The 24,409-nt window shown below is 54.4% G+C and carries 10 protein-coding genes and 6 rRNA genes; 3 read left to right on the top strand and 13 right to left on the bottom strand.

What is annotated here, in order from left to right; translation table 11 throughout:
• Positions 1-301 precede the first annotated feature (301 nt).
• From ACX5K5_RS00515 to ACX5K5_RS00485, 7 genes are all read right to left on the bottom strand, one after another.
• Positions 302-1,498, bottom strand: a complete 1,197-nt coding sequence (locus ACX5K5_RS00515) for a type II toxin-antitoxin system HipA family toxin (protein ID WP_188687520.1) — start codon at positions 1,496-1,498, stop codon at positions 302-304.
• The gene (locus tag ACX5K5_RS00510) at positions 1,495-1,695 is read right to left on the bottom strand and encodes a helix-turn-helix transcriptional regulator (protein WP_096253988.1); all 201 of its coding nucleotides are present in this window, start codon (positions 1,693-1,695) and stop codon (positions 1,495-1,497) included. The genes ACX5K5_RS00515 and ACX5K5_RS00510 overlap by 4 nt, the downstream gene beginning before the upstream one ends.
• 370 nt (positions 1,696-2,065) lie before the next feature.
• Positions 2,066-2,182, bottom strand: a 5S ribosomal RNA gene (rrf, locus tag ACX5K5_RS00505).
• A gap of 205 nt (positions 2,183-2,387) precedes the next feature.
• Positions 2,388-5,521, bottom strand: a 23S ribosomal RNA gene (locus ACX5K5_RS00500).
• Between the two features lie 521 nt (positions 5,522-6,042).
• Positions 6,043-7,568, bottom strand: a 16S ribosomal RNA gene (locus ACX5K5_RS00495).
• The 16S, 23S and 5S rRNA genes sit together here, the layout of an rRNA operon.
• Before the next feature lie 556 nt (positions 7,569-8,124).
• The gene (locus ACX5K5_RS00490) at positions 8,125-9,813 is read right to left on the bottom strand and encodes a flavin monoamine oxidase family protein (RefSeq protein WP_459174858.1); all 1,689 of its coding nucleotides are present in this window, start codon (positions 9,811-9,813) and stop codon (positions 8,125-8,127) included.
• Between the two features lie 46 nt (positions 9,814-9,859).
• Positions 9,860-11,338 (bottom strand): amino acid permease, encoded by a 1,479-nt coding sequence (locus ACX5K5_RS00485; protein WP_459174857.1) that lies wholly within the window; start codon positions 11,336-11,338, stop codon positions 9,860-9,862.
• A 97-nt stretch (positions 11,339-11,435) separates the two neighbouring features.
• Here ACX5K5_RS00485 and ACX5K5_RS00480 point away from each other — a divergent pair, with 97 nt between their 5' ends.
• Positions 11,436-13,019 carry a PucR family transcriptional regulator gene (locus tag ACX5K5_RS00480; protein ID WP_188687512.1) on the top strand — a complete coding sequence of 528 codons (1,584 nt, stop codon included), beginning with the start codon at positions 11,436-11,438 and terminating at the stop codon, positions 13,017-13,019.
• Between the two features lie 76 nt (positions 13,020-13,095).
• Positions 13,096-14,547, top strand: a complete 1,452-nt coding sequence (locus tag ACX5K5_RS00475) for an HNH endonuclease (protein ID WP_096254768.1) — start codon at positions 13,096-13,098, stop codon at positions 14,545-14,547.
• 41 nt (positions 14,548-14,588) lie between these two features.
• Here the strand turns inward: ACX5K5_RS00475 and ACX5K5_RS00470 are convergent, their stop codons facing one another.
• From ACX5K5_RS00470 to ACX5K5_RS00455, 4 genes are all read right to left on the bottom strand, one after another.
• Complete coding sequence (locus ACX5K5_RS00470; protein WP_229677254.1) at positions 14,589-15,362, bottom strand: nitrilase-related carbon-nitrogen hydrolase; 774 nt, start codon at positions 15,360-15,362, stop codon at positions 14,589-14,591.
• Positions 15,363-15,746: 384 nt separating this feature from the next.
• Positions 15,747-15,863 (bottom strand): 5S ribosomal RNA (rrf, locus tag ACX5K5_RS00465).
• 218 nt (positions 15,864-16,081) lie between these two features.
• Positions 16,082-19,215: ribosomal RNA gene (locus ACX5K5_RS00460) — 23S ribosomal RNA — on the bottom strand.
• 521 nt (positions 19,216-19,736) lie between these two features.
• Positions 19,737-21,262, bottom strand: a 16S ribosomal RNA gene (locus ACX5K5_RS00455).
• A 445-nt stretch (positions 21,263-21,707) separates the two neighbouring features.
• Here ACX5K5_RS00455 and ACX5K5_RS00450 point away from each other — a divergent pair.
• Positions 21,708-22,670 (top strand): NAD(P)H-dependent flavin oxidoreductase, encoded by a 963-nt coding sequence (locus ACX5K5_RS00450; protein ID WP_096254294.1) that lies wholly within the window; start codon positions 21,708-21,710, stop codon positions 22,668-22,670.
• Here the strand turns inward: ACX5K5_RS00450 and panC are convergent, their stop codons facing one another.
• Positions 22,671-23,534, bottom strand: coding sequence for a pantoate--beta-alanine ligase (gene panC, locus ACX5K5_RS00445; RefSeq protein WP_096254295.1), 864 nt, complete (start codon positions 23,532-23,534; stop codon positions 22,671-22,673).
• A gap of 8 nt (positions 23,535-23,542) precedes the next feature.
• Positions 23,543-24,409 carry a Rossmann-like and DUF2520 domain-containing protein gene (locus ACX5K5_RS00440; RefSeq protein WP_096254296.1) on the bottom strand — a complete coding sequence of 289 codons (867 nt, stop codon included), beginning with the start codon at positions 24,407-24,409 and terminating at the stop codon, positions 23,543-23,545.

Here is a 24,409-nt window from a genome sequence, read left to right as displayed (position 1 = left end):
CACACAAAGAATTAGAGTAAATTATTACTGCCCTAATTCGGTAATTTATGCACCTTCTGCCAGGCCCCACGATTGCGGGTACATGTCGCGAGAAACTACCCGGCACCATATAGAGCTAGACGACTATGAGACGCGATGACTGTCCCGTTTATGGAGATCGCCTCTACTGGCCAACGAGAAAAACTTCGCCTAATAGTGCGACCGATCTTTCGACGGCTTACCAAGGGGCAAATGCAATTCCCCAAATGCTGGCACTGACCTAATGCTAGATGCCGGCATGAAGCCAAATCATTGAAGAAGGCTACGCCACTTCCATACGCCTAAAACGTAGTTCGCGCACTGTACCGCGTAACGGCGAACCATCGATCGGCAGTGTCTCCAACCTGGCCAAGCTAGCTGCCTTCAAAGCTAATTGATTCGCTGACAAGACCGCTCTTTCCGTCAACCCCAAGTACCGGCCGAACTCCAGCCAATGCTTACTCTTTAGGTTCTTAGTTTTGCCCGATAGAGACAGCGCCATGGTGTCATCTCCGTAAATAAGCGTGCAAGGGACGTCATACATCGGGGCCATCGTAAACTTCCCTGAAGAGTCCGCAAGTATTGAAAGATTCTTTCCGTGCAGATCTCCGTTACCTGTCAACCAAGCGAAGAGGAACTGAAGATACAAACTTCGTTTCGCTATCACCGGCGCTTGGCAATATCCAGCCAAACCGTCAGCGACTTGCTCGGCACTGACCGAGTACTTAACGGCTGGCGGTAAGTCGAGCACCTGCAGCCCGTCTTCTAATGCATACCGCGTAACTTCAGCTTGGCCTGGAACGTACTTCCGGTCAAAGCGTTCAACAAGTAGTCCAGGAACATTCTGTCCATCATGTACTACCTTGTTTTTAGCAACCGGCAGTTTCAGCGATTTGGCCGCCTGCAGGTGCAGAGCTTCGTTGGCAACGAGGTACGGGTGATCTCGCGGATCCAGCTTAAGGAGATACGCTCCTTCCCCCATTGCTAAAGGCGTCGTCAGCATGGTGGCACTAATCTTTTCCTGAACACCCGGAATCGAATGCAGATCAAGAGTTCTTGTCAGCAATGTAAAGTCCAAAGTCGCAGGATCATCGATCGTCGCGACCGCCGCTGGCATCATCAGTTTCGAACCGCTAGGCACGATACGAACGTTGCCCGGAGTATCGGAACCGACTGCCATCAATAAAGTCATTTCATCAGCGAGGCTGGTTTTAGTGGCGTTCTTCAAGACTGTGAGACGGTGACCTTCTGGTAAGAGTCCAGAAAAGAACGCAGGCACCCCACCACCAGGAGCAACTAGGGGTGCTGCGGAAGAAGGTAGGGACGTAGCAATGCCCGGCATACCTGATTGTAAAAACTCGTCGGTATAACTGAATTGGATATAACCGTCACCACGACGTTCCAAACGCCCCGCCAATATACGGTTCTGATAAACATCTGCCTTATCGACCCGCTTCAGATCTGCTAGATCCCCATTCACTTCTGAACAACAATCTTGAGCCCAAGGACGCTAGCAACGGAAAGCACAGCTCCTATAGAAGGGTTACCCGTACCGGTTTCGATGGCCCGCACGGTGCGCTCGGAGATGTTAGCTAGGTCAGCCAGCTGCTCCTGAGTCAAGGCATTCTCTTTTCGAGAAAGCTGCAGCGCAGCGCCAATTTCCAATAAAGAATTCAACGTAAACTCCGAACCGGCAATATGCCGCCGTTTATGATCCTGTATCCAGTGTAGCGCCTGATTAACTATCATCCGGCAATATACTGCCGTATTCTTTTTACCTCAGCCACCGTGAACCAAAAGCGCGTGGACCTAACCGATCAGTGCTCTCGTGGATCAGTGTCCTTAAACAGAAAAAGGGTCCCACCCTTCCAGGCAGAACCCCACACCACAACCACCCACGCAACCGGCAATCCAACCGGCAGCCGGCAACACCCCACCCAGCCGGCAACCAGCAACCAGTTACTGGTTAAACAGGTGAGGCCCCGAACACCATAAGTGTCCAGGGCCTCAAACCATCATCATTACTGACATAACTACTTCAAGTTAAGTCCGGCGGTGACCTACTCTCCCACACCCTCACGAGTGCAGTACCATCGGCGCAGTGGGCCTTAGCTTCCGGGTTCGGTATGGGACCGGGCGTTTCCCCCACGCTATGACCGCCGTAACAGTCTCGAAACAACATCAGGCATCCCAATGCTCATCCAAAAAATGTGTACCAACCCCGTCACAGGTACCAACACCAAACCACCACACCCCACAAGGTGCAACAATCCAGTATTGACCCGACAGGTCAGTGTGTTACAAGGTTGTTGTCTCGTAACCGTATAGTGAACGCGAACAATAATTGTCTCAAATAATTGCTTTACAGTGTGTTGTAAGTCATCGGCCTATTAGTACAGGTCAGCTACACAAGTCTTTAGTCCTTGCTTCCACATCCTGCCTATCAACCCAGTGGTCTAGCTGGGGGCCTCTCACACTCAAGGTGCATGGAAATCTCATCTCGAAGCAGGCTTCCCGCTTAGATGCTTTCAGCGGTTATCCCTTCCAAACGTAGCTAATCAGCGGTGCACTTGGCAGTACAACTGACACACCAGAGGTTTGTCCGTCCCGGTCCTCTCGTACTAAGGACAGCCCTTCTCAAATTTCCAACGCGCGCAGCGGATAGGGACCGAACTGTCTCACGACGTTCTAAACCCAGCTCGCGTACCGCTTTAATGGGCGAACAGCCCAACCCTTGGGACCTACTCCAGCCCCAGGATGCGACGAGCCGACATCGAGGTGCCAAACCATGCCGTCGATATGGACTCTTGGGCAAGATCAGCCTGTTATCCCCGAGGTACCTTTTATCCGTTGAGCGACGGCCCTTCCACGAGGTGCCGCCGGATCACTAGTCCCGACTTTCGTCCCTGCTCGAGCTGTCACTCTCACAGTCAAGCTCCCTTGTGCACTTACACTCGACACCTGATTGCCAACCAGGCTGAGGGAACCTTTGGGCGCCTCCGTTACATTTTAGGAGGCAACCGCCCCAGTTAAACTACCCATCAGGCACTGTCCCTGAACCAGATCATGGTCCGAAGTTAGGTGACCGGTACAGCCAGAGTGGTATTTCAACGATGACTCCACCCGAACTAGCGTCCGAGCTTCACAGTCTCCCACCTATCCTACACAAGCTGCACCGAACACCAATACCAAACTATAGTAAAGGTCTCGGGGTCTTTCCGTCCTGCTGCGCGTAACGAGCATCTTTACTCGTACTGCAATTTCGCCGAGTTCATGGTTGAGACAGCGGGGAAGTCGTTACTCCATTCGTGCAGGTCGGAACTTACCCGACAAGGAATTTCGCTACCTTAGGATGGTTATAGTTACCACCGCCGTTTACTGGGGCTTAAATTCTCAGCTTCGCAACAAGTTGCTAACCGGTCCTCTTAACCTTCCAGCACCGGGCAGGAGTCAGTCCGTATACATCGTCTTGCGACTTCGCACGGACCTGTGTTTTTAGTAAACAGTCGCTTCCCCCTGGTCTCTGCGGCCCACACCCGCAAAAGAAGAGCAAGTCTTCTCCACGGGGCAGGCCCCCCTTCTTCCGAAGTTACGGGGGCATTTTGCCGAGTTCCTTAACCATGATTCTCTCGATCGCCTTAGTATTCTCTACCTGATCACCTGTGTCGGTTTGGGGTACGGGCGACTAGAACCTCGCGCCGATGCTTTTCTAGGCAGCATAGGATCACCAAATCACCCACCAAAGTGGGCGCCTATCAGGTCTCAGGCTATATGAGTCACGGATTTGCCTATGACTCGCCCTACACCCTTGGACCAGGTCAATTCCATTGCCTGGCTCGGCTACCTTCCTGCGTCACACCTGTTAATACGCTGACCTCACAACATCGGTTCCCAACACCTCACACAACAAACAACCCGAAGGTCGCAACAGTCATGCTCAACACTGGTTAGCATCAATCGCTCAGTATGGGCGGTTCTTCGCCGGTACGGGAATATCAACCCGTTGTCCATCGACTACGCCTGTCGGCCTCGCCTTAGGTCCCGACTCACCCAGGGCAGATTAGCTTGACCCTGGAACCCTTGATCATTCGGCGGACGGGTTTCTCACCCGTCATTCGCTACTCATGCCTGCATTCTCACTCGTGTGGTCTCCACCGCTGGTTTACACCGCGACTTCACCGTCCACACGACGCTCCCCTACCCATCCAAACACCCAATCGAAACCGGGTAAATATCTGAATGACGCAACTTCGGCGGTGTGCTTGAGCCCCGCTACATTATCGGCGCGGAATCACTTGACCAGTGAGCTATTACGCACTCTTTCAAGGGTGGCTGCTTCTAAGCCAACCTCCTGGTTGTCACAGCAACTCCACATCCTTTTCCACTTAGCACACGCTTAGGGGCCTTAGTTGGCGTTCTGGGCTGTTTCCCTCTCGACTATGAAGCTTATCCCCCACAGTCTCACTGCTACGCTCTCACTTACCGGCATTCGGAGTTTGGCTAACGTCAGTAACCTTTTAGGGCCCATTAGCTATCCAGTAGCTCTACCTCCGGTAAGAAACACATAACGCTGCACCTAAATGCATTTCGGGGAGAACCAGCTATCACGAAGTTTGATTGGCCTTTCACCCCTACCCACAGCTCATCCCCTCCATTTTCAACTGAAGTGGGTTCGGTCCTCCACGCGCTCTTACACACGCTTCAACCTGGCCATGGGTAGATCACTTCGCTTCGGGTCTAGACCGTGCCACTCAAACGCCCTATTCAGACTCGCTTTCGCTACGGCTTCCCCACACGGGTTAACCTCGCGACACAGCACTAACTCGCAGGCTCATTCTTCAAAAGGCACGCCATCACACAACCACAAGGGTCATGCTCTAACGGATTGTAAGCGCACGGTTTCAGGTACTATTTCACTCCCCTCCCGGGGTACTTTTCACCATTCCCTCACGGTACTGATTCACTATCGGTCATCAGGTAGTATTCAGGCTTACCAGGTGGTCCTGGCAGATTCACACAAGATTTCTCGAGCCCCGTGCTACTCGGGTACCCACACTAGAACGGCAGACACGCATTACACCTACGGGACTATCACCCTCTCTGGTCCGGCATTCCAACCGATTCACCTATACGCCTGCACCTCATCCCGCCAACCAGATAGGGTTGGCACATGTGGGCCCCACAACCCCGGTGATGCAACGCCTATCCGCTATCACACACCAACCGGTTTAGCCCCATCCGCGTTCGCTCGCCACTACTAACGGAATCACTATTGTTTTCTCTTCCTGCGGGTACTGAGATGTTTCACTTCCCCGCGTTCCCTCCACGCAACCTATACATTCAGCTGCGGGTCATACGGCATGACACCGTACGGGGTTTCCCCATTCGGAAATCCTGGTCTCAACGTCAGGTTATCGACTCCACCAGGCTTATCGCAGATTCCCACGTCCTTCATCGGCTCCTGATGCCAAGGCATCCACCGTGCGCCCTTAAAAACTTCAACACAAAACAAGTTCTCAAGTTTGAGCTATAAAACAATCAACAAAATCACAAAACAACCACACCAAAAAACCCCAAAAGGCTCTCTAACATGGTCATCTTATAAGATGCTCGCGTTCACTATACAGTTCCCAAACAACAACCCCACACCCCCACACAAACCACCAACAACCCACCCCCTAAAGAGCGAACCATCACGATGACCGTGCAAAGACACAGGACAAACACTGAAACACCAAACCCCTCAACAAAAGGGGGCTTGTTGCCTCAAAACCCAACAGCATGCCAAACCATACAAACCACCTGGCCCCCACACCCTCATTCCAACACCCACAACCCCCAAAGGAGAAGCAAACGCGTACTAAGAAAGCATGAACACCATGCAGCCACAGCCAATACCACCAAACACAACATGAGCTGCATCTGTTTTTCCGGTATTGAGTTCATTGATATTCCACCCATGAGCAACCCGCCTGCCAACACTCGTGACAGAAACGGGCAACCAATAATTGGTTAGCTCCTTAGAAAGGAGGTGATCCAGCCGCACCTTCCGGTACGGCTACCTTGTTACGACTTAGTCCCAATCGCCAGTCCCACCTTCGACGACTCCCTCCACACAAGGTGGTTAGGCCATCGGCTTCGGGTGTTACCAACTTTCGTGACTTGACGGGCGGTGTGTACAAGGCCCGGGAACGTATTCACCGCAGCGTTGCTGATCTGCGATTACTAGCGACTCCGACTTCATGGGGTCGAGTTGCAGACCCCAATCCGAACTGAGACCGGCTTTTAGGGATTAGCTCCACCTCACAGTATCGCAACCCATTGTACCGGCCATTGTAGCATGCGTGAAGCCCAAGACATAAGGGGCATGATGATTTGACGTCATCCCCACCTTCCTCCGAGTTGACCCCGGCAGTCTCCCATGAGTCCCCACCTTTACGTGCTGGCAACATGGAACGAGGGTTGCGCTCGTTGCGGGACTTAACCCAACATCTCACGACACGAGCTGACGACAACCATGCACCACCTGTGAACCAGCCCCGAAGGGAAACCCCATCTCTGAGGCGGTCTGGAACATGTCAAGCCTTGGTAAGGTTCTTCGCGTTGCATCGAATTAATCCGCATGCTCCGCCGCTTGTGCGGGCCCCCGTCAATTCCTTTGAGTTTTAGCCTTGCGGCCGTACTCCCCAGGCGGGGCACTTAATGCGTTAGCTACGGCGCGGAAAACGTGGAATGTTCCCCACACCTAGTGCCCAACGTTTACGGCATGGACTACCAGGGTATCTAATCCTGTTCGCTCCCCATGCTTTCGCTCCTCAGCGTCAGTAGATGCCCAGAGACCTGCCTTCGCCATCGGTGTTCCTCCTGATATCTGCGCATTTCACCGCTACACCAGGAATTCCAGTCTCCCCTACATCACTCTAGTCTGCCCGTACCCACCGCAGATCCGAGGTTGAGCCTCGGACTTTCACGGCAGACGCGACAAACCGCCTACGAGCTCTTTACGCCCAATAAATCCGGATAACGCTTGCGCCCTACGTATTACCGCGGCTGCTGGCACGTAGTTAGCCGGCGCTTCTTCTGCAGGTACCGTCACTTTCGCTTCTTCCCTACTGAAAGAGGTTTACAACCCGAAGGCCGTCATCCCTCACGCGGCGTCGCTGCATCAGGCTTTCGCCCATTGTGCAATATTCCCCACTGCTGCCTCCCGTAGGAGTCTGGGCCGTGTCTCAGTCCCAGTGTGGCCGGTCACCCTCTCAGGCCGGCTACCCGTCGTCGCCTTGGTGAGCCATTACCTCACCAACAAGCTGATAGGCCGCGAGTCCATCCCCAACCGATAAATCTTTCCACCAAAAACCATGCGGTTAAAGGTCATATCCAGTATTAGACCCAGTTTCCCGGGCTTATCCCAGAGTCAGGGGCAGGTTACTCACGTGTTACTCACCCGTTCGCCACTAATCACCCGTGCAAGCACGGGGTCATCGTTCGACTTGCATGTGTTAAGCACGCCGCCAGCGTTCATCCTGAGCCAGGATCAAACTCTCCATAAAAAACAAAAAGCCACCGAAACCCCTTGGAAAATAAGGGAAGAATCGATGATAAAATCCTGGCGAATAAAAACACTTGAAACAACACACGGGGGTGCATCATTCCAAGCAAATGTTATATATCCACCAAATTAAAAATAATTCGGTATCAACAAACTTGGCACACTATTGAGTTCTCAAACAACAAACACTTACCGGTTCTTTACCAGCCTTATTCAAGCGGTAATATCGTCCAGCGTTATATTCATATTCTATAACTTTGAATTCCTGAAAGTCAAATCAATTCAATGTGATTTGAAACGGTATTCTCAGTTCCCATTGATCTTCGTTTATCCACAGTGACCTGTGTAAAACTCTTGATTTTCTGGGGATTATCTCCGAATTTTGTACCGGTTTTTGTTCCGGCCTTGTTTCGGCGACAGATAAAAACTATACACAGTTTTGGGGGATGTTTCAAATCGGTGGCCTCTTTTCCACCGTGACCGTGCACACCTATTTTTTTCTAGGGTTTAAAGTCCGAGCCCCGCACGGATTTTCCGTACGGGGCTCGGTGAATTATTTATGAATCAAGCACTGCCGGTTTGAGGTCAAGTCGCTTGGGACCATACTCGGCCAAGAACTGACCCGGCCCAGGATTGGTAGCCGCATCCATTCCTCCCAGATGCTCAACTACGCCCCACACGGCGTTCAGTCCGGTGGTAACTGCGCCTTCGGCCCAGCCCGCGGTCCACGAAACATCGTCGCCGGCAAGGAAGATGCCACGGTGCTCCGTAGCCATCTCCTGCTGGTCGAAGTGCGTGTACAAACGTTCCTGGTAACGGTAGTGACCGGGCAGGTTGGCTTTGAAGGCGCCCATGAAGTTTGGGTCCGACTCCCACGACACGGTGATCGGCTGGCCCACTATGTGGCTGCGAATATCCAAACCAGGATAAATTTTCTCCAGCGAGTGCAGCATCAACTCCATGCGACGCTCCGCAGAAAGCGACAGCCATTTGAGCGCATCGTCATTCCAGGTGTAGGACAGCAAGATCACCGCCGGCTGGTCATCGCCGTTGTCCAGCAGGTAGGTGGCCCGGTTCAAACGGTCTGTCAGCGTCATCGACATCAGATACTCGCCGGTCACCGGGTCGCGGTCTTTCCAGAACGGACGATCAACCATCACAAAAGTCTTCGACGACTGCATGTAGTGACTGCGCTCGATCGCGGTCCACAATTCGGCCGGGAATAGCGCCTCGTCGGTATCAATGCCGGTGGATAGCAGCCAGGACTGCACGGTGGAGACCACCGCACCAAATTCCGCGGTCCGGCCAAAGCGCTCGGTGACCTCGATGGTATTCGAACCGTTGAAACCAGCATTGCCGGTGCGGTACACCTTGGCCACCGCCCCACGCGGTGCGCCACCGTGCAGCGAAGCCAACGAGGTGCCTGCCGGCCAATGTGCCAGGTTTTCCGGTGCATGGTTCCACAGCGCCTTGGGAAGTTGCGCGGCGCCACCGGTGATGCCTCGGTGATGGTCGTCGGCGTCGGTGTAGACCACCCGCAGGATCTCCAGAATAGAGTTGGGGAAGTCGGTGTCCCAACCGCCAGAGCCAAAACCTACTTGGCCGAAGGCCTCGCGGTGCTCGAACCCAGCCTGCGTGAAGGCCTGAGAGTTCGAAATGAACCCATAGAAGCTTTCCTCATCGAACTCCTCAAGAATAGAGTTCCACAATTCCTTAATGGTTTTGGTATCGCGGGTCTTGATGGCCTGCTGCATCTGTTCGAAATGCGCGTCGTCGTGCAGTGCCTGCTTCCAGGCGTCTGCTACCTCACGATAGAACTCGGGCAGGTCTTCCTCTTTTTCTACGTAGATCTTCTGGCCCTTAAGCTCGATCACCGTAGAGTCGGTGGGCTCTGCCAGCGGATTCGGGAAGGCGTAGGTGTCAAGGCCCAGCAGATCGATGTAGTAGTACAGCGCCTTGCTGGAGACCGGGAAGCGCATACCGCCCAGGTCGCAGGTGATCTGCGGGACCGCGAGGAAGCTGGCGGTACGCAGCCGACCGCCGATCTGATCGGCCTCGTAGACTACTGGCTTCAGCCCCAGTTTCATCAGCTCATAGGCGGTCACCAGGCCCGAGAGTCCCGCTCCGATCACCGCCACCTCGGTGCCGTACAACTCTTCTGGGACGCTGCCCAGCCCGGCCGGGTTGGCCAGGTAGTAGTCGTAGCTGAAGGGGAAGTCCGGGTTGAGCATGTTGATGCTGTTCATTGCTAGTCCTGTAAGTCCTTTGTTTTTGTTAATGCAGCCGTGCTGTTTAGTGGTTTTCGACCACGTGGCTGGCGATGTAATCCTGTTTGCTCAGCTGACCTAAGCGCGAACGGCGTCGACCGTAGCCCAGGTAGATAACAATGCCCACCAGCATCCAGATAAGAAAGACCACCCAAGTGTGCCAGCCCAGCTGGCTCATCAGGAACAGGCAGGCGAAAATTCCAAGAATCGGGGTGATTGGGTACAGCGGCACGCGGAAGGTGCGCGGTGCCAGCGGTTGGCGTTGACGCAGGTACATCACCGAAACGCCCACCAATGCGAAGGCAAACAGGGTACCGATGCTGGTGGCGTCGGCTAGCGCACCGAGCGGGATGAACCCGGCGGTGATAGCCACCACGATGCCGGTGATCAACGTGCCTGCAACCGGAGTTCCGGTCCATTTGGAGACCTTGCCGAAAACCGCGGGCACCAAGCCATCGCGGGACATGCTCATCAAGATACGGGTCTGTCCGTAGAGCACCGTCAGCACCACCGAGGCGATGGCCAGCACGGAGGCGAGCGCGAAGATCAGCACGAAGATCGGCTGTCCGGTCAGTTCGCCGACGATCTGCACCAGTGCCGCTTCGGTGCCCACAAACCAGGTCCACTCGCGCGCACCGATGGCCGACACGGCTACCAGCACGTAGGTGATGGTCACGATCAGCATCGAAAGCATGATCGCCCGCGGCAGATCGCGCTTCGGATTTTTGGCTTCTTCACCGGCGGTTGAGGCCGCGTCGAAACCGATGTAGGAGAAGAAGACGCTGGAGGCTGCGGCAGTGACGCCAGCGGCGCCCATCGGCAGCAGCGGCTCGAAGTTTCCGGCATTAAAGGCACTGAAGGCGACGATCGAGAAGAAGACCAGGATGCCGGCCTTGATGATTACCACGACCGTGTTCACGATGGCCGATTCGCGCGCTCCACGCACCAGCAGCAAGGTAGCCAGTACGACGACGATCAGCGCCGGCAGATTCACCACGCCACCCTCGGCGGGGCCTCCGGCCAACGACACCGGAAGTTCCAGGTTAAAGGCGCGCAGCGTCTGATTAACATATTCGCCTGCGCCTACGGCCACCGCGGCTACCGAAACCACATATTCCAGCACTAGGCACCAGCCACAGATCCAGGCGATACCCTCTCCCATGGTCGCGTAAGAATAGGAGTAGCTAGAACCAGAGACCGGGACCATGCCGGCCATTTCCGCATAGGACACCGCCGAAAGCAACGCGGTGACACCGGCAATCACAAATGAGATCCAAATAGCCGGACCGGCGATCGGGACCGCGGCACCGAGAATCACCAGGATGCCGGTGCCCATCGTGGCGCCCACACTGATCATGGTCAATTGCCACATGCCCAAGGTGCGGCGCAGCTGCCCGGAGTTGCTTTCCGCTTCGCCGACCATATTCTTGATTGATTTACGGCGGCGCAACTGCGGGCCGAGTGCGGTGACGGTTCTTGAGGTCACGTCGCTGTTACTGTTCATCGCAGGTCCTTGCTGGGAAATGGTTTTGCTGCCGTGTTCCAGCCTAAATCTGTGACGGCGCTCTCAACGTGGAACTTTTGAACTAAAATATTGTTGCATGGGACATTTCGCACCGCAATTGCAACCCACCTGGGAGTCCATCACGCTGGCCCGCTTCTTGCGCCAGCTGCCACCTGCGATCGAACTCGTCCACGACGCCGGCGATCGCCCAGTGCGCTGGGTAGAACCCAGCGATATGGATGACCCAACCGACTACCTCATGGCCGATGAGCTGATCCTTACCAGCGGTTTCCCATTCCTCGAGCACGTTGCGGACCAAGAATGGATCGACCGGTTTATCGCCAAGCTGGTGCAAGCTAAGGCCAGCGCCCTTGGCTTCGGCTTGGAACCTTATTTCTCCAGCATTCCAGAGACGGTCCGTATAGCCTGTGCGCGTCACGGACTCACCCTGCTACAAATTCCCACTTCCGTCCCTTTCGCCGCGATCGGCATTGCCTTCGCCAAGCTCATGGAGGCCGACGGCGCCGCCCAGCTACGCTCCAACGCGGAAGCTAATCGCGCGCTGATGCGCTGCATTTCTCACCTGGATCCCGAACGCCAACTGGTCGCTACGCTGTCCCAACGCCTCAAAGGCTCGGTCAGGCTCACCAATGCATCGGGCCAGACACGTTTCAACACCACAATTGCCTCGATCGCTACACTGGATACCGCCACCGAGGCGCAGATGATCCAAGATGCTTTCCAGGCCACTGGTCCACAACCTTTTGCACTGCACCGACAGGACTCCCAGGTACACCTGACCTTCCCGATCCGAGCCGCCTTCTCACCCAGTGGCCAGTCCCCACTACTTGGCGCGCTCAGCGTCGGATTCTCACGCACGCCCTCCGCCTTCGACCACCACCTCATCACCTCAGCACTAGGCCTACTAGAAGTGCTTGCCCGCGAACGCGCCGCCAGTTCGGCCGCTTCTTCGCAGCTTGCCACGTCCCTGCTCTTCCGCTCGCACACAGCCCTCGACTCCGAGACGTTGAACTACTTAACCGAGAGCATCGGCAGCAATACTCATCAGGCACTGCGAGTCGCCGTCATTTCACCCCTAGGTACAGCGCGCACCACAGAAACTAACTTCCACCTCGCGCATGTTCATGCATTATTCGACACCCGCTTGGCAATGCGGCGCGACGATCACCTCATCGCACTAACAAGCGCCGAACCCGCGACAGATTTATTTGAACGCCTCAAATCCAACGGTTATTTGGCAGCGTTCAGCACCCCTGCCAAATTGGAATCCCAGCTAGGTGAAAGGCTGGGAGATCTACTCGCCCAGGCCAGCGGGTTGCTCCCCCAAATGCTAGAACGCCAACAATGCCTAGACGCCGCGTCTATCCCTCGCACCTTCGCTTCACTGCTACCAGCACAGGCCGGAAGGCAGTTGGCGGAAGAAGAGCTGGCGAAAATCCTTGAATTACCAGAGGCCCGCCGTGACCTCTACTTAGACGTGCTTCACGGATGGTTGGAAGCCAACGGCTCCTGGGATCAGGCTTCGAAAAATATCAATTTGCATCGCAACTCGGTTCGCCGACATATTGCGACTATCGCTGAGATTCTTGGCAAAGATTTAAACCAGGCGCAAGTCCGCCACGATCTGTATCTTGCGCTGAAGTTCCTAACGGCGACCTAACCCGCACTACCAAAGGTATCCACAGTTTTTTACAGTATTAGAAGACATGTTCGAACTAACGAAGTATAATTAGAATATGTCCGAAGCAATGGCGCAACGACAAGGCCAAGACGAACCGGCGCTTCATGAGGATTTCGAAGTCCAAATGAAGCAGCTGCAGAATAAGCTGGCGTGGATTGAAGAACACGGCAGTAAAGCCGACTGCGTTCAAGCAATAGAAGGACTCGAAGGGCTCGTCTCTTCTTTTCGCTATCACCAGGCAGGTCTCGCTCATCAGCTAGAGAAGCAAGTTGTACGGGAGCATGAAGACCGTGGCACATCCATCGATGATCAAACTCGTGGGGCCGCTAGTACCTTCGCTCTCGCTCGTAAACAGTCACCTCAAGGTGTACGAAACTTCTTGGTCAATTGCCGCATCCTCTTCGAAGACACCCCTAACTTTGCTGCAGCCTGCTCTCGGGGCGAATTCACCGAAGCACAGGCCCAAGCTATCCTCACCCCGTTACAGGATGTCAGGGCAGTGCGTCGCGTTGAATTTGATGAAATCTACGCGTCGACCCCCGACATGTTTGATTCCATGGGGCCAAAACAAATCAAGGAAACCGTTCAACAGTTCGTTCTGGGTTACACCTCGGATCCCGAGTCCAAAAAGCAAAAGAGCTCCGAAGAGAACCGGCACGTCCGTTTTCACGTTGATGAGGACGCGGGGTGTGTGAAGCTCAGTGGCGAGCTCCCGCTCATTGCCGGCCTTGCACTGAAAATGTACTTACGTGAAGAGGCTCGTAAGCTCAAGAAGCAAGGTGACCCCAGGACCCTCGCTCAGATCAAAGCCGATCTACTAACCAGCTATATGATCGCTGGCGAAGCGACGAATATGCGCATTGCTTTGAACGTCGGGGTGATTATGACCGACAGAGCGCTGTTCCTCGGTGAGCGAGAACCGGCATTCCTCGAAGGCTACGGTTTCATTTCAGCCCAGACCGCCCGAGAATGGATCGGTGGCCACCAAATTCCCAATCAGCAGACTTTCGAGGAAATGGAAGCAAAGCTCACACCAGAGTTTATTGAGCAGATTGAAGTGATGACTGAGCTGACCCGGTTGTATACGGCTCCGGGAAACCAAGAATTAATCTCTATGGATTCCAAAGCCCGGATCTTCCCGGAGAAGCTCAAGAAGTTCATTCGGATTCGCGACCGTCACTGCCGCACCCCGTTCTGCGATGGAATGGTCGAAGAAATAGACCACGTAGTCCAGCATGCTAGGGGTGGACCAACCAGTGTTTTCAACGGAGACGGTCGCTGCAGCCTATGCAACAAGGCTAAAGAATTAGCTGGCTGGTATGAGTACGTGACATTGAAGGGCCCGCATTCGATGGTGATCTGCCCTGGCTCCTCAATGTCATACCACTCAACTGCTCCACCAGCGGCAGGGTATGCGCATAAGCCCTTCCCACAAATGATGTGCGATTCGAATTGGATCTCACGAGTTAAAGAACAACTCAAGAACCAGCGTGGCCCTGACCTCTGAGCGAGCTGAAGCAGATCGATGGGATGTTAGGCGAATGCAAACTAGTCTTCCAGCGCGTTGGTTCGCTCGGCAGCCCATTGGGCATAAAGCTCAGGACGAGCTTCTGATAGATATGGAACTTCAGTCTTAGCCCGCTCATAGGGACCAAGGTCAGCGTATAGAACTTCAGGTTCGTGGCCCGCTTGGGCAAGAACAGATCCATCGGGTCCCGCAATTACGCTGGTGCCAGCTAGCTCAAAGCCAGCTTGGCTGCCGCTGTGGTTGGAATAGGCAATGAAAAGTTGACTCTCCATTGCCCTCGTTGGAACTAGATGCGTGCAAACCCGTTCATACCCACGTCCCATGGCCGTCGGGACCAGTAACAGTTCAACAGAACGTCGGGCAGCCTCACGAACGATCTCGGGAAATTCAACATCGAAACAGATCACCATGCCAAGCATCATTTCTTTGTACTCGAATGAGGCAGGCGGATTGACCCCGGGCACGAACACGGCTTGTTCTTCAGAACCGAAGAGCTGAACTTTTTGATAGTGGGCTAGTTCGGTTCCCTTGTGGTCAACAAAGGTCGACGTAATCAGCCAACCACTATCCGTTACTTCAGGAAGTGAGTATGCAAGAGCGATTACATGCTCCGATGCAATTTCCGAAAGACGACGGTGGACGTCTGGAATTTGTGTTGCGTCTAAAGACTCACGTAGTGCATACGGCGCATATCCCACGGCAAACAATTCTGGTGTCAGCAAGATTTCAGCCCCTTCGGAAGCGGCTTGCCGCGCGGCACGCTGAATCACTTCAATGTTGCTCTGAATATCCAAGACCTCAGCCTGGGCCTGCATCACCGCGATGCGCATGTATTTCCTTCCACGAAATCTTGTTGTCTCGGATTAACACTACGTCGAGATAACTACGGGGTAGCTAGGCGGTTTGACACCGAAGTTTCGTATTCAAGTACTTTTCGCACCACCGATAGACAAGGCCATTAGGAATGGGTTTTTAAACAGAAAAAAGGGTCCCACCCTTCCAGGCAGAACCCCACACCACAACCACCCACGCAACCGGCAATCCAACCGGCAGCCGGCAACACCCCACCCAGCCGGCAACCAGCAACCAGTTACTGGTTAAACAGGTGAGGCCCCGAACACCATAAGTGTCCAGGGCCTCAAACCATCATCATTACTGACATAACTACTTCAAGTTAAGTCCGGCGGTGACCTACTCTCCCACACCCTCACGAGTGCAGTACCATCGGCGCAGTGGGCCTTAGCTTCCGGGTTCGGTATGGGACCGGGCGTTTCCCCCACGCTATGACCGCCGTAACAGTCTCGAAACAACATCAGGCATCCCAATGCTCATCCAAAAAATATTATGTACCAACACCCCGTCAAAGCAAGCCAACCACACACCAAACCCACCAAGAGTGGATCCAATGAACAGCCAACCCCCTTCTACAAGGAATCAGTGTGTTACAAGGTTGTTGTCTCGTAACCGTATAGTGAACGCGAACAATAATTGTCTCAAATAATTGCTTTACAGTGTGTTGTAAGTCATCGGCCTATTAGTACAGGTCAGCTACACAAGTCTTTAGTCCTTGCTTCCACATCCTGCCTATCAACCCAGTGGTCTAGCTGGGGGCCTCTCACACTCAAGGTGCATGGAAATCTCATCTCGAAGCAGGCTTCCCGCTTAGATGCTTTCAGCGGTTATCCCTTCCAAACGTAGCTAATCAGCGGTGCACTTGGCAGTACAACTGACACACCAGAGGTTTGTCCGTCCCGGTCCTCTCGTACTAAGGACAGCCCTTCTCAAATTTCCAACGCGCGCAGCGGATAGGGACCGAACTGTCTCACGACGTTCTAAACCCAGCTCGCGTACCGCTTTAATGGGCGAACAGCCCAACCCTTGGGACCTACTCCAGCCCCAGGATGCGACGAGCCGACATCGAGGTGCCAAACCATGCCGTCGATATGGACTCTTGGGCAAGATCAGCCTGTTATCCCCGAGGTACCTTTTATCCGTTGAGCGACGGCCCTTCCACGAGGTGCCGCCGGATCACTAGTCCCGACTTTCGTCCCTGCTCGAGCTGTCACTCTCACAGTCAAGCTCCCTTGTGCACTTACACTCGACACCTGATTGCCAACCAGGCTGAGGGAACCTTTGGGCGCCTCCGTTACATTTTAGGAGGCAACCGCCCCAGTTAAACTACCCATCAGGCACTGTCCCTGAACCAGATCATGGTCCGAAGTTAGGTGACCGGTACAGCCAGAGTGGTATTTCAACGATGACTCCACCCGAACTAGCGTCCGAGCTTCACAGTCTCCCACCTATCCTACACAAGCTGCACCGAACACCAATACCAAACTATAGTAAAGGTCTCGGGGTCTTTCCGTCCTGCTGCGCGTAACGAGCATCTTTACTCGTACTGCAATTTCGCCGAGTTCATGGTTGAGACAGCGGGGAAGTCGTTACTCCATTCGTGCAGGTCGGAACTTACCCGACAAGGAATTTCGCTACCTTAGGATGGTTATAGTTACCACCGCCGTTTACTGGGGCTTAAATTCTCAGCTTCGCAACAAGTTGCTAACCGGTCCTCTTAACCTTCCAGCACCGGGCAGGAGTCAGTCCGTATACATCGTCTTGCGACTTCGCACGGACCTGTGTTTTTAGTAAACAGTCGCTTCCCCCTGGTCTCTGCGGCCCACACCCGCAAAAGAAGAGCAAGTCTTCTCCACGGGGCAGGCCCCCCTTCTTCCGAAGTTACGGGGGCATTTTGCCGAGTTCCTTAACCATGATTCTCTCGATCGCCTTAGTATTCTCTACCTGATCACCTGTGTCGGTTTGGGGTACGGGCGACTAGAACCTCGCGCCGATGCTTTTCTAGGCAGCATAGGATCACCAAATCACCCACCAAAGTGGGCGCCTATCAGGTCTCAGGCTATATGAGTCACGGATTTGCCTATGACTCGCCCTACACCCTTGGACCAGGTCAATTCCATTGCCTGGCTCGGCTACCTTCCTGCGTCACACCTGTTAATACGCTGACCTCACAACATCGGTTCCCAACACCTCACACAACAAACAACCCGAAGGTCGCAACAGTCATGCTCAACACTGGTTAGCATCAATCGCTCAGTATGGGCGGTTCTTCGCCGGTACGGGAATATCAACCCGTTGTCCATCGACTACGCCTGTCGGCCTCGCCTTAGGTCCCGACTCACCCAGGGCAGATTAGCTTGACCCTGGAACCCTTGATCATTCGGCGGACGGGTTTCTCACCCGTCATTCGCTACTCATGCCTGCATTCTCACTCGTGTGGTCTCCACCGCTGGTTTACACCGCGACTTCACCGTCCACACGACGCTCCCCTACCCATCCAAACACCCAATCGAAACCGGGTAAATATCTGAATGACGCAACTTCGGCGGTGTGCTTGAGCCCCGCTACATTATCGGCGCGGAATCACTTGACCAGTGAGCTATTACGCACTCTTTCAAGGGTGGCTGCTTCTAAGCCAACCTCCTGGTTGTCACAGCAACTCCACATCCTTTTCCACTTAGCACACGCTTAGGGGCCTTAGTTGGCGTTCTGGGCTGTTTCCCTCTCGACTATGAAGCTTATCCCCCACAGTCTCACTGCTACGCTCTCACTTACCGGCATTCGGAGTTTGGCTAACGTCAGTAACCTTTTAGGGCCCATTAGCTATCCAGTAGCTCTACCTCCGGTAAGAAACACATAACGCTGCACCTAAATGCATTTCGGGGAGAACCAGCTATCACGAAGTTTGATTGGCCTTTCACCCCTACCCACAGCTCATCCCCTCCATTTTCAACTGAAGTGGGTTCGGTCCTCCACGCGCTCTTACACACGCTTCAACCTGGCCATGGGTAGATCACTTCGCTTCGGGTCTAGACCGTGCCACTCAAACGCCCTATTCAGACTCGCTTTCGCTACGGCTTCCCCACACGGGTTAACCTCGCGACACAGCACTAACTCGCAGGCTCATTCTTCAAAAGGCACGCCATCACACAACCACAAGGGTCATGCTCTAACGGATTGTAAGCGCACGGTTTCAGGTACTATTTCACTCCCCTCCCGGGGTACTTTTCACCATTCCCTCACGGTACTGATTCACTATCGGTCATCAGGTAGTATTCAGGCTTACCAGGTGGTCCTGGCAGATTCACACAAGATTTCTCGAGCCCCGTGCTACTCGGGTACCCACACTAGAACGGCAGACACGCATTACACCTACGGGACTATCACCCTCTCTGGTCCGGCATTCCAACCGATTCACCTATACGCCTGCACCTCATCCCGCCAACCAGATAGGGTTGGCACATGTGGGCCCCACAACCCCGGTGATGCAACGCCTATCCGCTATCACACACCAACCGGTTTAGCCCCATCCGCGTTCGCTCGCCACTACTAACGGAATCACTATTGTTTTCTCTTCCTGCGGGTACTGAGATGTTTCACTTCCCCGCGTTCCCTCCACGCAACCTATACATTCAGCTGCGGGTCATACGGCATGACACCGTACGGGGTTTCCCCATTCGGAAATCCTGGTCTCAACGTCAGGTTATCGACTCCACCAGGCTTATCGCAGATTCCCACGTCCTTCATCGGCTCCTGATGCCAAGGCATCCACCGTGCGCCCTTAAAAACTTCAACACAAAACAAGTTCTCAAGTTTGAGCTATAAAACAATCAACAAAATCACAAAACAACCACACCAAAAAACCCCAAAAGGCTCTCTAACATGGTCATCTTATAAGATGCTCGCGTTCACTATACAGTTCCCAAACAACAACCCCACACCCCCACACAAACCACCAACAACCCACCCCCTAAAGAGCGAACCATCACGATGACCGTGCAAAGACACAGGACAAACACTGAAACACCAAACCCCTCAACAAAAGGGGGCTTGTTGCCTCAAAACCCAACAGCATGCCAAACCATACAAACCACCTGGCCCCCACACCCTCATTCCAACACCCACAACCCCCAAAGGAGAAGCAAACGCGTACTAAGAAAGCATGAACACCATGCAGCCACAGCCAATACCACCAAACACAACATGAGCTGCATCTGTTTTTCCGGTATTGAGTTCATTGATATTCCACCCATGAGCAACCCGCCTGCCAACACTCGTGACAGAAACGGGCAACCAATAATTGGTTAGCTCCTTAGAAAGGAGGTGATCCAGCCGCACCTTCCGGTACGGCTACCTTGTTACGACTTAGTCCCAATCGCCAGTCCCACCTTCGACGACTCCCTCCACACAAGGTGGTTAGGCCATCGGCTTCGGGTGTTACCAACTTTCGTGACTTGACGGGCGGTGTGTACAAGGCCCGGGAACGTATTCACCGCAGCGTTGCTGATCTGCGATTACTAGCGACTCCGACTTCATGGGGTCGAGTTGCAGACCCCAATCCGAACTGAGACCGGCTTTTAGGGATTAGCTCCACCTCACAGTATCGCAACCCATTGTACCGGCCATTGTAGCATGCGTGAAGCCCAAGACATAAGGGGCATGATGATTTGACGTCATCCCCACCTTCCTCCGAGTTGACCCCGGCAGTCTCCCATGAGTCCCCACCTTTACGTGCTGGCAACATGGAACGAGGGTTGCGCTCGTTGCGGGACTTAACCCAACATCTCACGACACGAGCTGACGACAACCATGCACCACCTGTGAACCAGCCCCGAAGGGAAACCCCATCTCTGAGGCGGTCTGGAACATGTCAAGCCTTGGTAAGGTTCTTCGCGTTGCATCGAATTAATCCGCATGCTCCGCCGCTTGTGCGGGCCCCCGTCAATTCCTTTGAGTTTTAGCCTTGCGGCCGTACTCCCCAGGCGGGGCACTTAATGCGTTAGCTACGGCGCGGAAAACGTGGAATGTTCCCCACACCTAGTGCCCAACGTTTACGGCATGGACTACCAGGGTATCTAATCCTGTTCGCTCCCCATGCTTTCGCTCCTCAGCGTCAGTAGATGCCCAGAGACCTGCCTTCGCCATCGGTGTTCCTCCTGATATCTGCGCATTTCACCGCTACACCAGGAATTCCAGTCTCCCCTACATCACTCTAGTCTGCCCGTACCCACCGCAGATCCGAGGTTGAGCCTCGGACTTTCACGGCAGACGCGACAAACCGCCTACGAGCTCTTTACGCCCAATAAATCCGGATAACGCTTGCGCCCTACGTATTACCGCGGCTGCTGGCACGTAGTTAGCCGGCGCTTCTTCTGCAGGTACCGTCACTTTCGCTTCTTCCCTACTGAAAGAGGTTTACAACCCGAAGGCCGTCATCCCTCACGCGGCGTCGCTGCATCAGGCTTTCGCCCATTGTGCAATATTCCCCACTGCTGCCTCCCGTAGGAGTCTGGGCCGTGTCTCAGTCCCAGTGTGGCCGGTCACCCTCTCAGGCCGGCTACCCGTCGTCGCCTTGGTGAGCCATTACCTCACCAACAAGCTGATAGGCCGCGAGTCCATCCCCAACCGATAAATCTTTCCACCAAAAACCATGCGGTTAAAGGTCATATCCAGTATTAGACCCAGTTTCCCGGGCTTATCCCAGAGTCAGGGGCAGGTTACTCACGTGTTACTCACCCGTTCGCCACTAATCACCCGTGCAAGCACGGGGTCATCGTTCGACTTGCATGTGTTAAGCACGCCGCCAGCGTTCATCCTGAGCCAGGATCAAACTCTCCATAAAAAACAAAAAGCCACCGAAACCCCTTGGAAAATAAGGGAAGAATCGATGATAAAATCCTGGCGAATAAAAACACTTGAAACAACACACGGGGGTGCATCATTCCAAGCAAATGTTATATATCCACCAAATTAAAAATAATTCGGTATCAACAAACTTGGCACACTATTGAGTTCTCAAACAACAAACACTCTCGACACCACAACCACCAAAACTCGGTGACTGCTTCGCTCCGGAGCAACTTTTCAACTTTAGCATGTTTCGTGAACCGGTCATAACCAGTCGAAACGCCTTGTGAAAAGCTCTTTGCTACCGAATGAATTCTTCGTGTATTCCACGTTGTTTTCGTTTCGGCAACAGAGAATAACTATACATAGGTTTTCAGGTTCGCACAAATCGGGTGGCCACGTTCTAGGTCACATTCAGATCCCTGTTCTAATCTGGGCTTATGAGCGACCTTCAAACACTCCTTGGATACCGTGAACCAATCTTTAACGCATCGATGGCCGGAGCCGCTGGCGGTAAGCTTGCCGCCTCAGTGAGCGCAGCCGGCGGGGTTGGGATGATCGGCTGCCCTGCTTCACCTACCGAAGAATGGATCTCTACTCAGGCAGCACATCTTGCCTCAACTGATTCTCCCTGGGGTGTTGGTTTCATGGCTTGGTCATTAGAAAACGATCTAAGTCCATTAGAAGCGTTCCTTAACTACGACCCCTCGTTGGTCGTGCTGAGTTTCGGAGATCCCACGAGAAGTGCCGCGCTAGCCCACGAGGCGGGGGTACTAACCGCCATGCAGGTTGGAAACGCCACGGATTTAGCTCGCGCGATGCACGATGATATCGATATTGTCATCGCCCGCGGCGGTGAGGGAGGCGGACATGGCCGAAACGAAGCAGGAACACTTTCACTACTTCAGCTAGCTACCGCGCAGAATCGTAAGCCCGTCATTGCAGCTGGTGGCATCGGCACCGCGCGGGGTGTTGCCGCTGTCCTATCGGCAGGAGCCGAGGCAGCTTGGATAGGGACACGCTTTTTGGCATGTACGGAATCCACCGGGCATCAGAACGTCAAGGCTGCGGTACTGGCAGCCGGGCTAGATGACACCGTCTACACCCGAGCATTTGATATCGCCCAGCAACTGCCTTGGGCAGAGGAATTTGGCGGTCGGGCATTAGACAACGATTTCAGTCAACGCTGGGCCGGGGATATCGCTGGGCTTCAAGCCGCTGCCGGTGATCCCCTGCGTGAACAGATGCTCACTGCCCGCGCGCAGGCGCAGGTTTCCATGGCCCCCGTGTATGCCGGCGAAGCGGTGGCGTTCGTCCACGGCGAGCAAAGCGCTGCACAGATCATAGAGGAACTAGCGCAATTCCGGCAGATCTTGGCACAGACCGCCCGGCGCTTCGGCTAATTAGATCGGCTGGTTGTCGATCAACCGCACGCCGCCAACCTTTGCCGCCACCAAGATGAGGGCTTCACCGGTAAAGGGCGTGTCTTGGCAGATGAATGCCAGCTCTTGGAGGGTATTGGGATCCACCACTACAAAGTAGTCGAGCTCTACAGACGGTTCCATTTGGAACAGGCCCAAAGCATCGTCGATATTGAGCGGTTCATGGCGTGCCGCGCGTGAAGCAATTAGTTCGATCGCGCGATGCAGTACTAATGCTGCTTCCAACTGTTCGGCGTTAAGCAATGCGTTGCGGCTAGAGAGAGCCAGACCCTTGGCGCTACGTACGATGGGCACCGAACATAATTCCACTTGGTAATCCAGGTCTGCCACCATCCGCCGAATCAGCGCCAGTTGCTGTGCGTCCTTCTGCCCAAAGTAAGCGCGATATTCGCCCTGCCGAGGGTCCGCTAGATGTAAAAGTTTTGCAACGACGGCGAGCATGCCATCAAAATGTCCGGGGCGTGAGGCACCTTCATACATTTCACCCAATATGCCGCTGTGTAACTGAATGAGCGGTTTGCCAGCATGGTAGATTTCCTCGGCCGGTGGCGCAAAGACAATATCAACCCCGGCACGCGTGGCCATGACAAGATCGGTATCCAGGTCTCGCGGATAGTTGGCGTAATCCTGCGCATCATTAAACTGCAGCTCGTTAACAAAAATCGAGATGACAACCAGCTCGTTTTCGGCACGCGCCTTGTCAAAAAGACGCTCGTGGCCTTCGTGCAACGCCCCCATCGTTGGGACAAAGCCCAAGGACTTCGGGTTGGCGTGCGCAATCGCAGACTTCAGCTCTTCGCGAGTATGAACAATCATCGGGGTCATCACGGACTCTATTCTAGAACCTGCAACAATTCTTGAAGAGTCGCCTGAGAAATTCGGCCAAGCGCCGCGGCCCGCATGGCGGTAGCCCGGGACAAACTACGGTAGCTGTCTTGGGTATCTTGTTGGTCTTTAGCCATCGACGTCAGATGCGCCTGCACGGTACCCACATCGCCTCGGGCCACAGGTCCGGTCAACGCTAAAGCCCCGGAGCGTAAGGCGTTGTCCAGGCTCGCACTCATCAGAGCACGCAAGGTGGCTGAGGGATCTTCCACGCCAATGCGGCGCAGCATATCCGCCGATTGCGCGGTAATAGTATTTAGATGATTTGCCGCATGCGCCAGCGCCGCATGGTAGCTAACGCGATCTTGCTCGGCAATCACCACCGGCTCCCCACGCATCTCCACTACCAGCGCCTGCGCGACCGGGAGCATGATTTCATCTGCGGTGACCGCAAAAACACAGTCGGTCAGTCGGTGCAGGTCCATAGACATCCCGGTGAAGGTCATCGCCGGGTGGATCGCCAGGCCGAAGGCACCGGCGGCTATTGCAGGTTCCAGAATCCCAATGCCATAGCGTCCCGCGGTGTGCGCCACCAGCTGCCCGGTGACAAAGTGGCCACCTGCGGCTAGCCCCTGGACGAGTTCGCCCAGCACGTCATCTGGGACCGCAAAGATCACCAGCTCGCTGCGTCGCAAGATTTCGGCCGGATCGAGGATTTGAACGCCCGGAAGCAGTGCATCAGCACGCTCGCGTGAGGTTTCGGAGACCGCGTGGACCCCGGTGATTCGGTGCCCAGAGGCCGCCAGTGCGGCTCCAAGAACAACTCCCACCTTCCCGGCGGAGATGATTCCAATACCTAAGCGTGGTGCGTCCAT

It is taken from the genome of Glutamicibacter bergerei, assembly GCF_054495185.1.
This window is presented reverse-complemented; position numbering and strand designations above follow the sequence as displayed.

Bases quoted from the DNA above. Each gene is read 5' to 3' on its own strand.
- ACX5K5_RS00485 (WP_459174857.1), bottom strand. From the start codon at position 11,338: ATGAACAGTAACAGCGACGTGACCTCAAGAACCGTCACCGCACTCGGC.
- ACX5K5_RS00480 (WP_188687512.1), top strand. From the start codon at position 11,436: ATGGGACATTTCGCACCGCAATTGCAACCCACCTGGGAGTCCATCACG.
- ACX5K5_RS00490 (WP_459174858.1), bottom strand. From the start codon at position 9,813: ATGAACAGCATCAACATGCTCAACCCGGACTTCCCCTTCAGCTACGAC.
- ACX5K5_RS00440 (WP_096254296.1), bottom strand. From the start codon at position 24,409: ATGGACGCACCACGCTTAGGTATTGGAATCATCTCCGCCGGGAAGGTG.
- panC (WP_096254295.1), bottom strand. From the start codon at position 23,534: ATGACCCCGATGATTGTTCATACTCGCGAAGAGCTGAAGTCTGCGATT.
- ACX5K5_RS00450 (WP_096254294.1), top strand. From the start codon at position 21,708: ATGAGCGACCTTCAAACACTCCTTGGATACCGTGAACCAATCTTTAAC.
- ACX5K5_RS00475 (WP_096254768.1), top strand. From the start codon at position 13,096: ATGTCCGAAGCAATGGCGCAACGACAAGGCCAAGACGAACCGGCGCTT.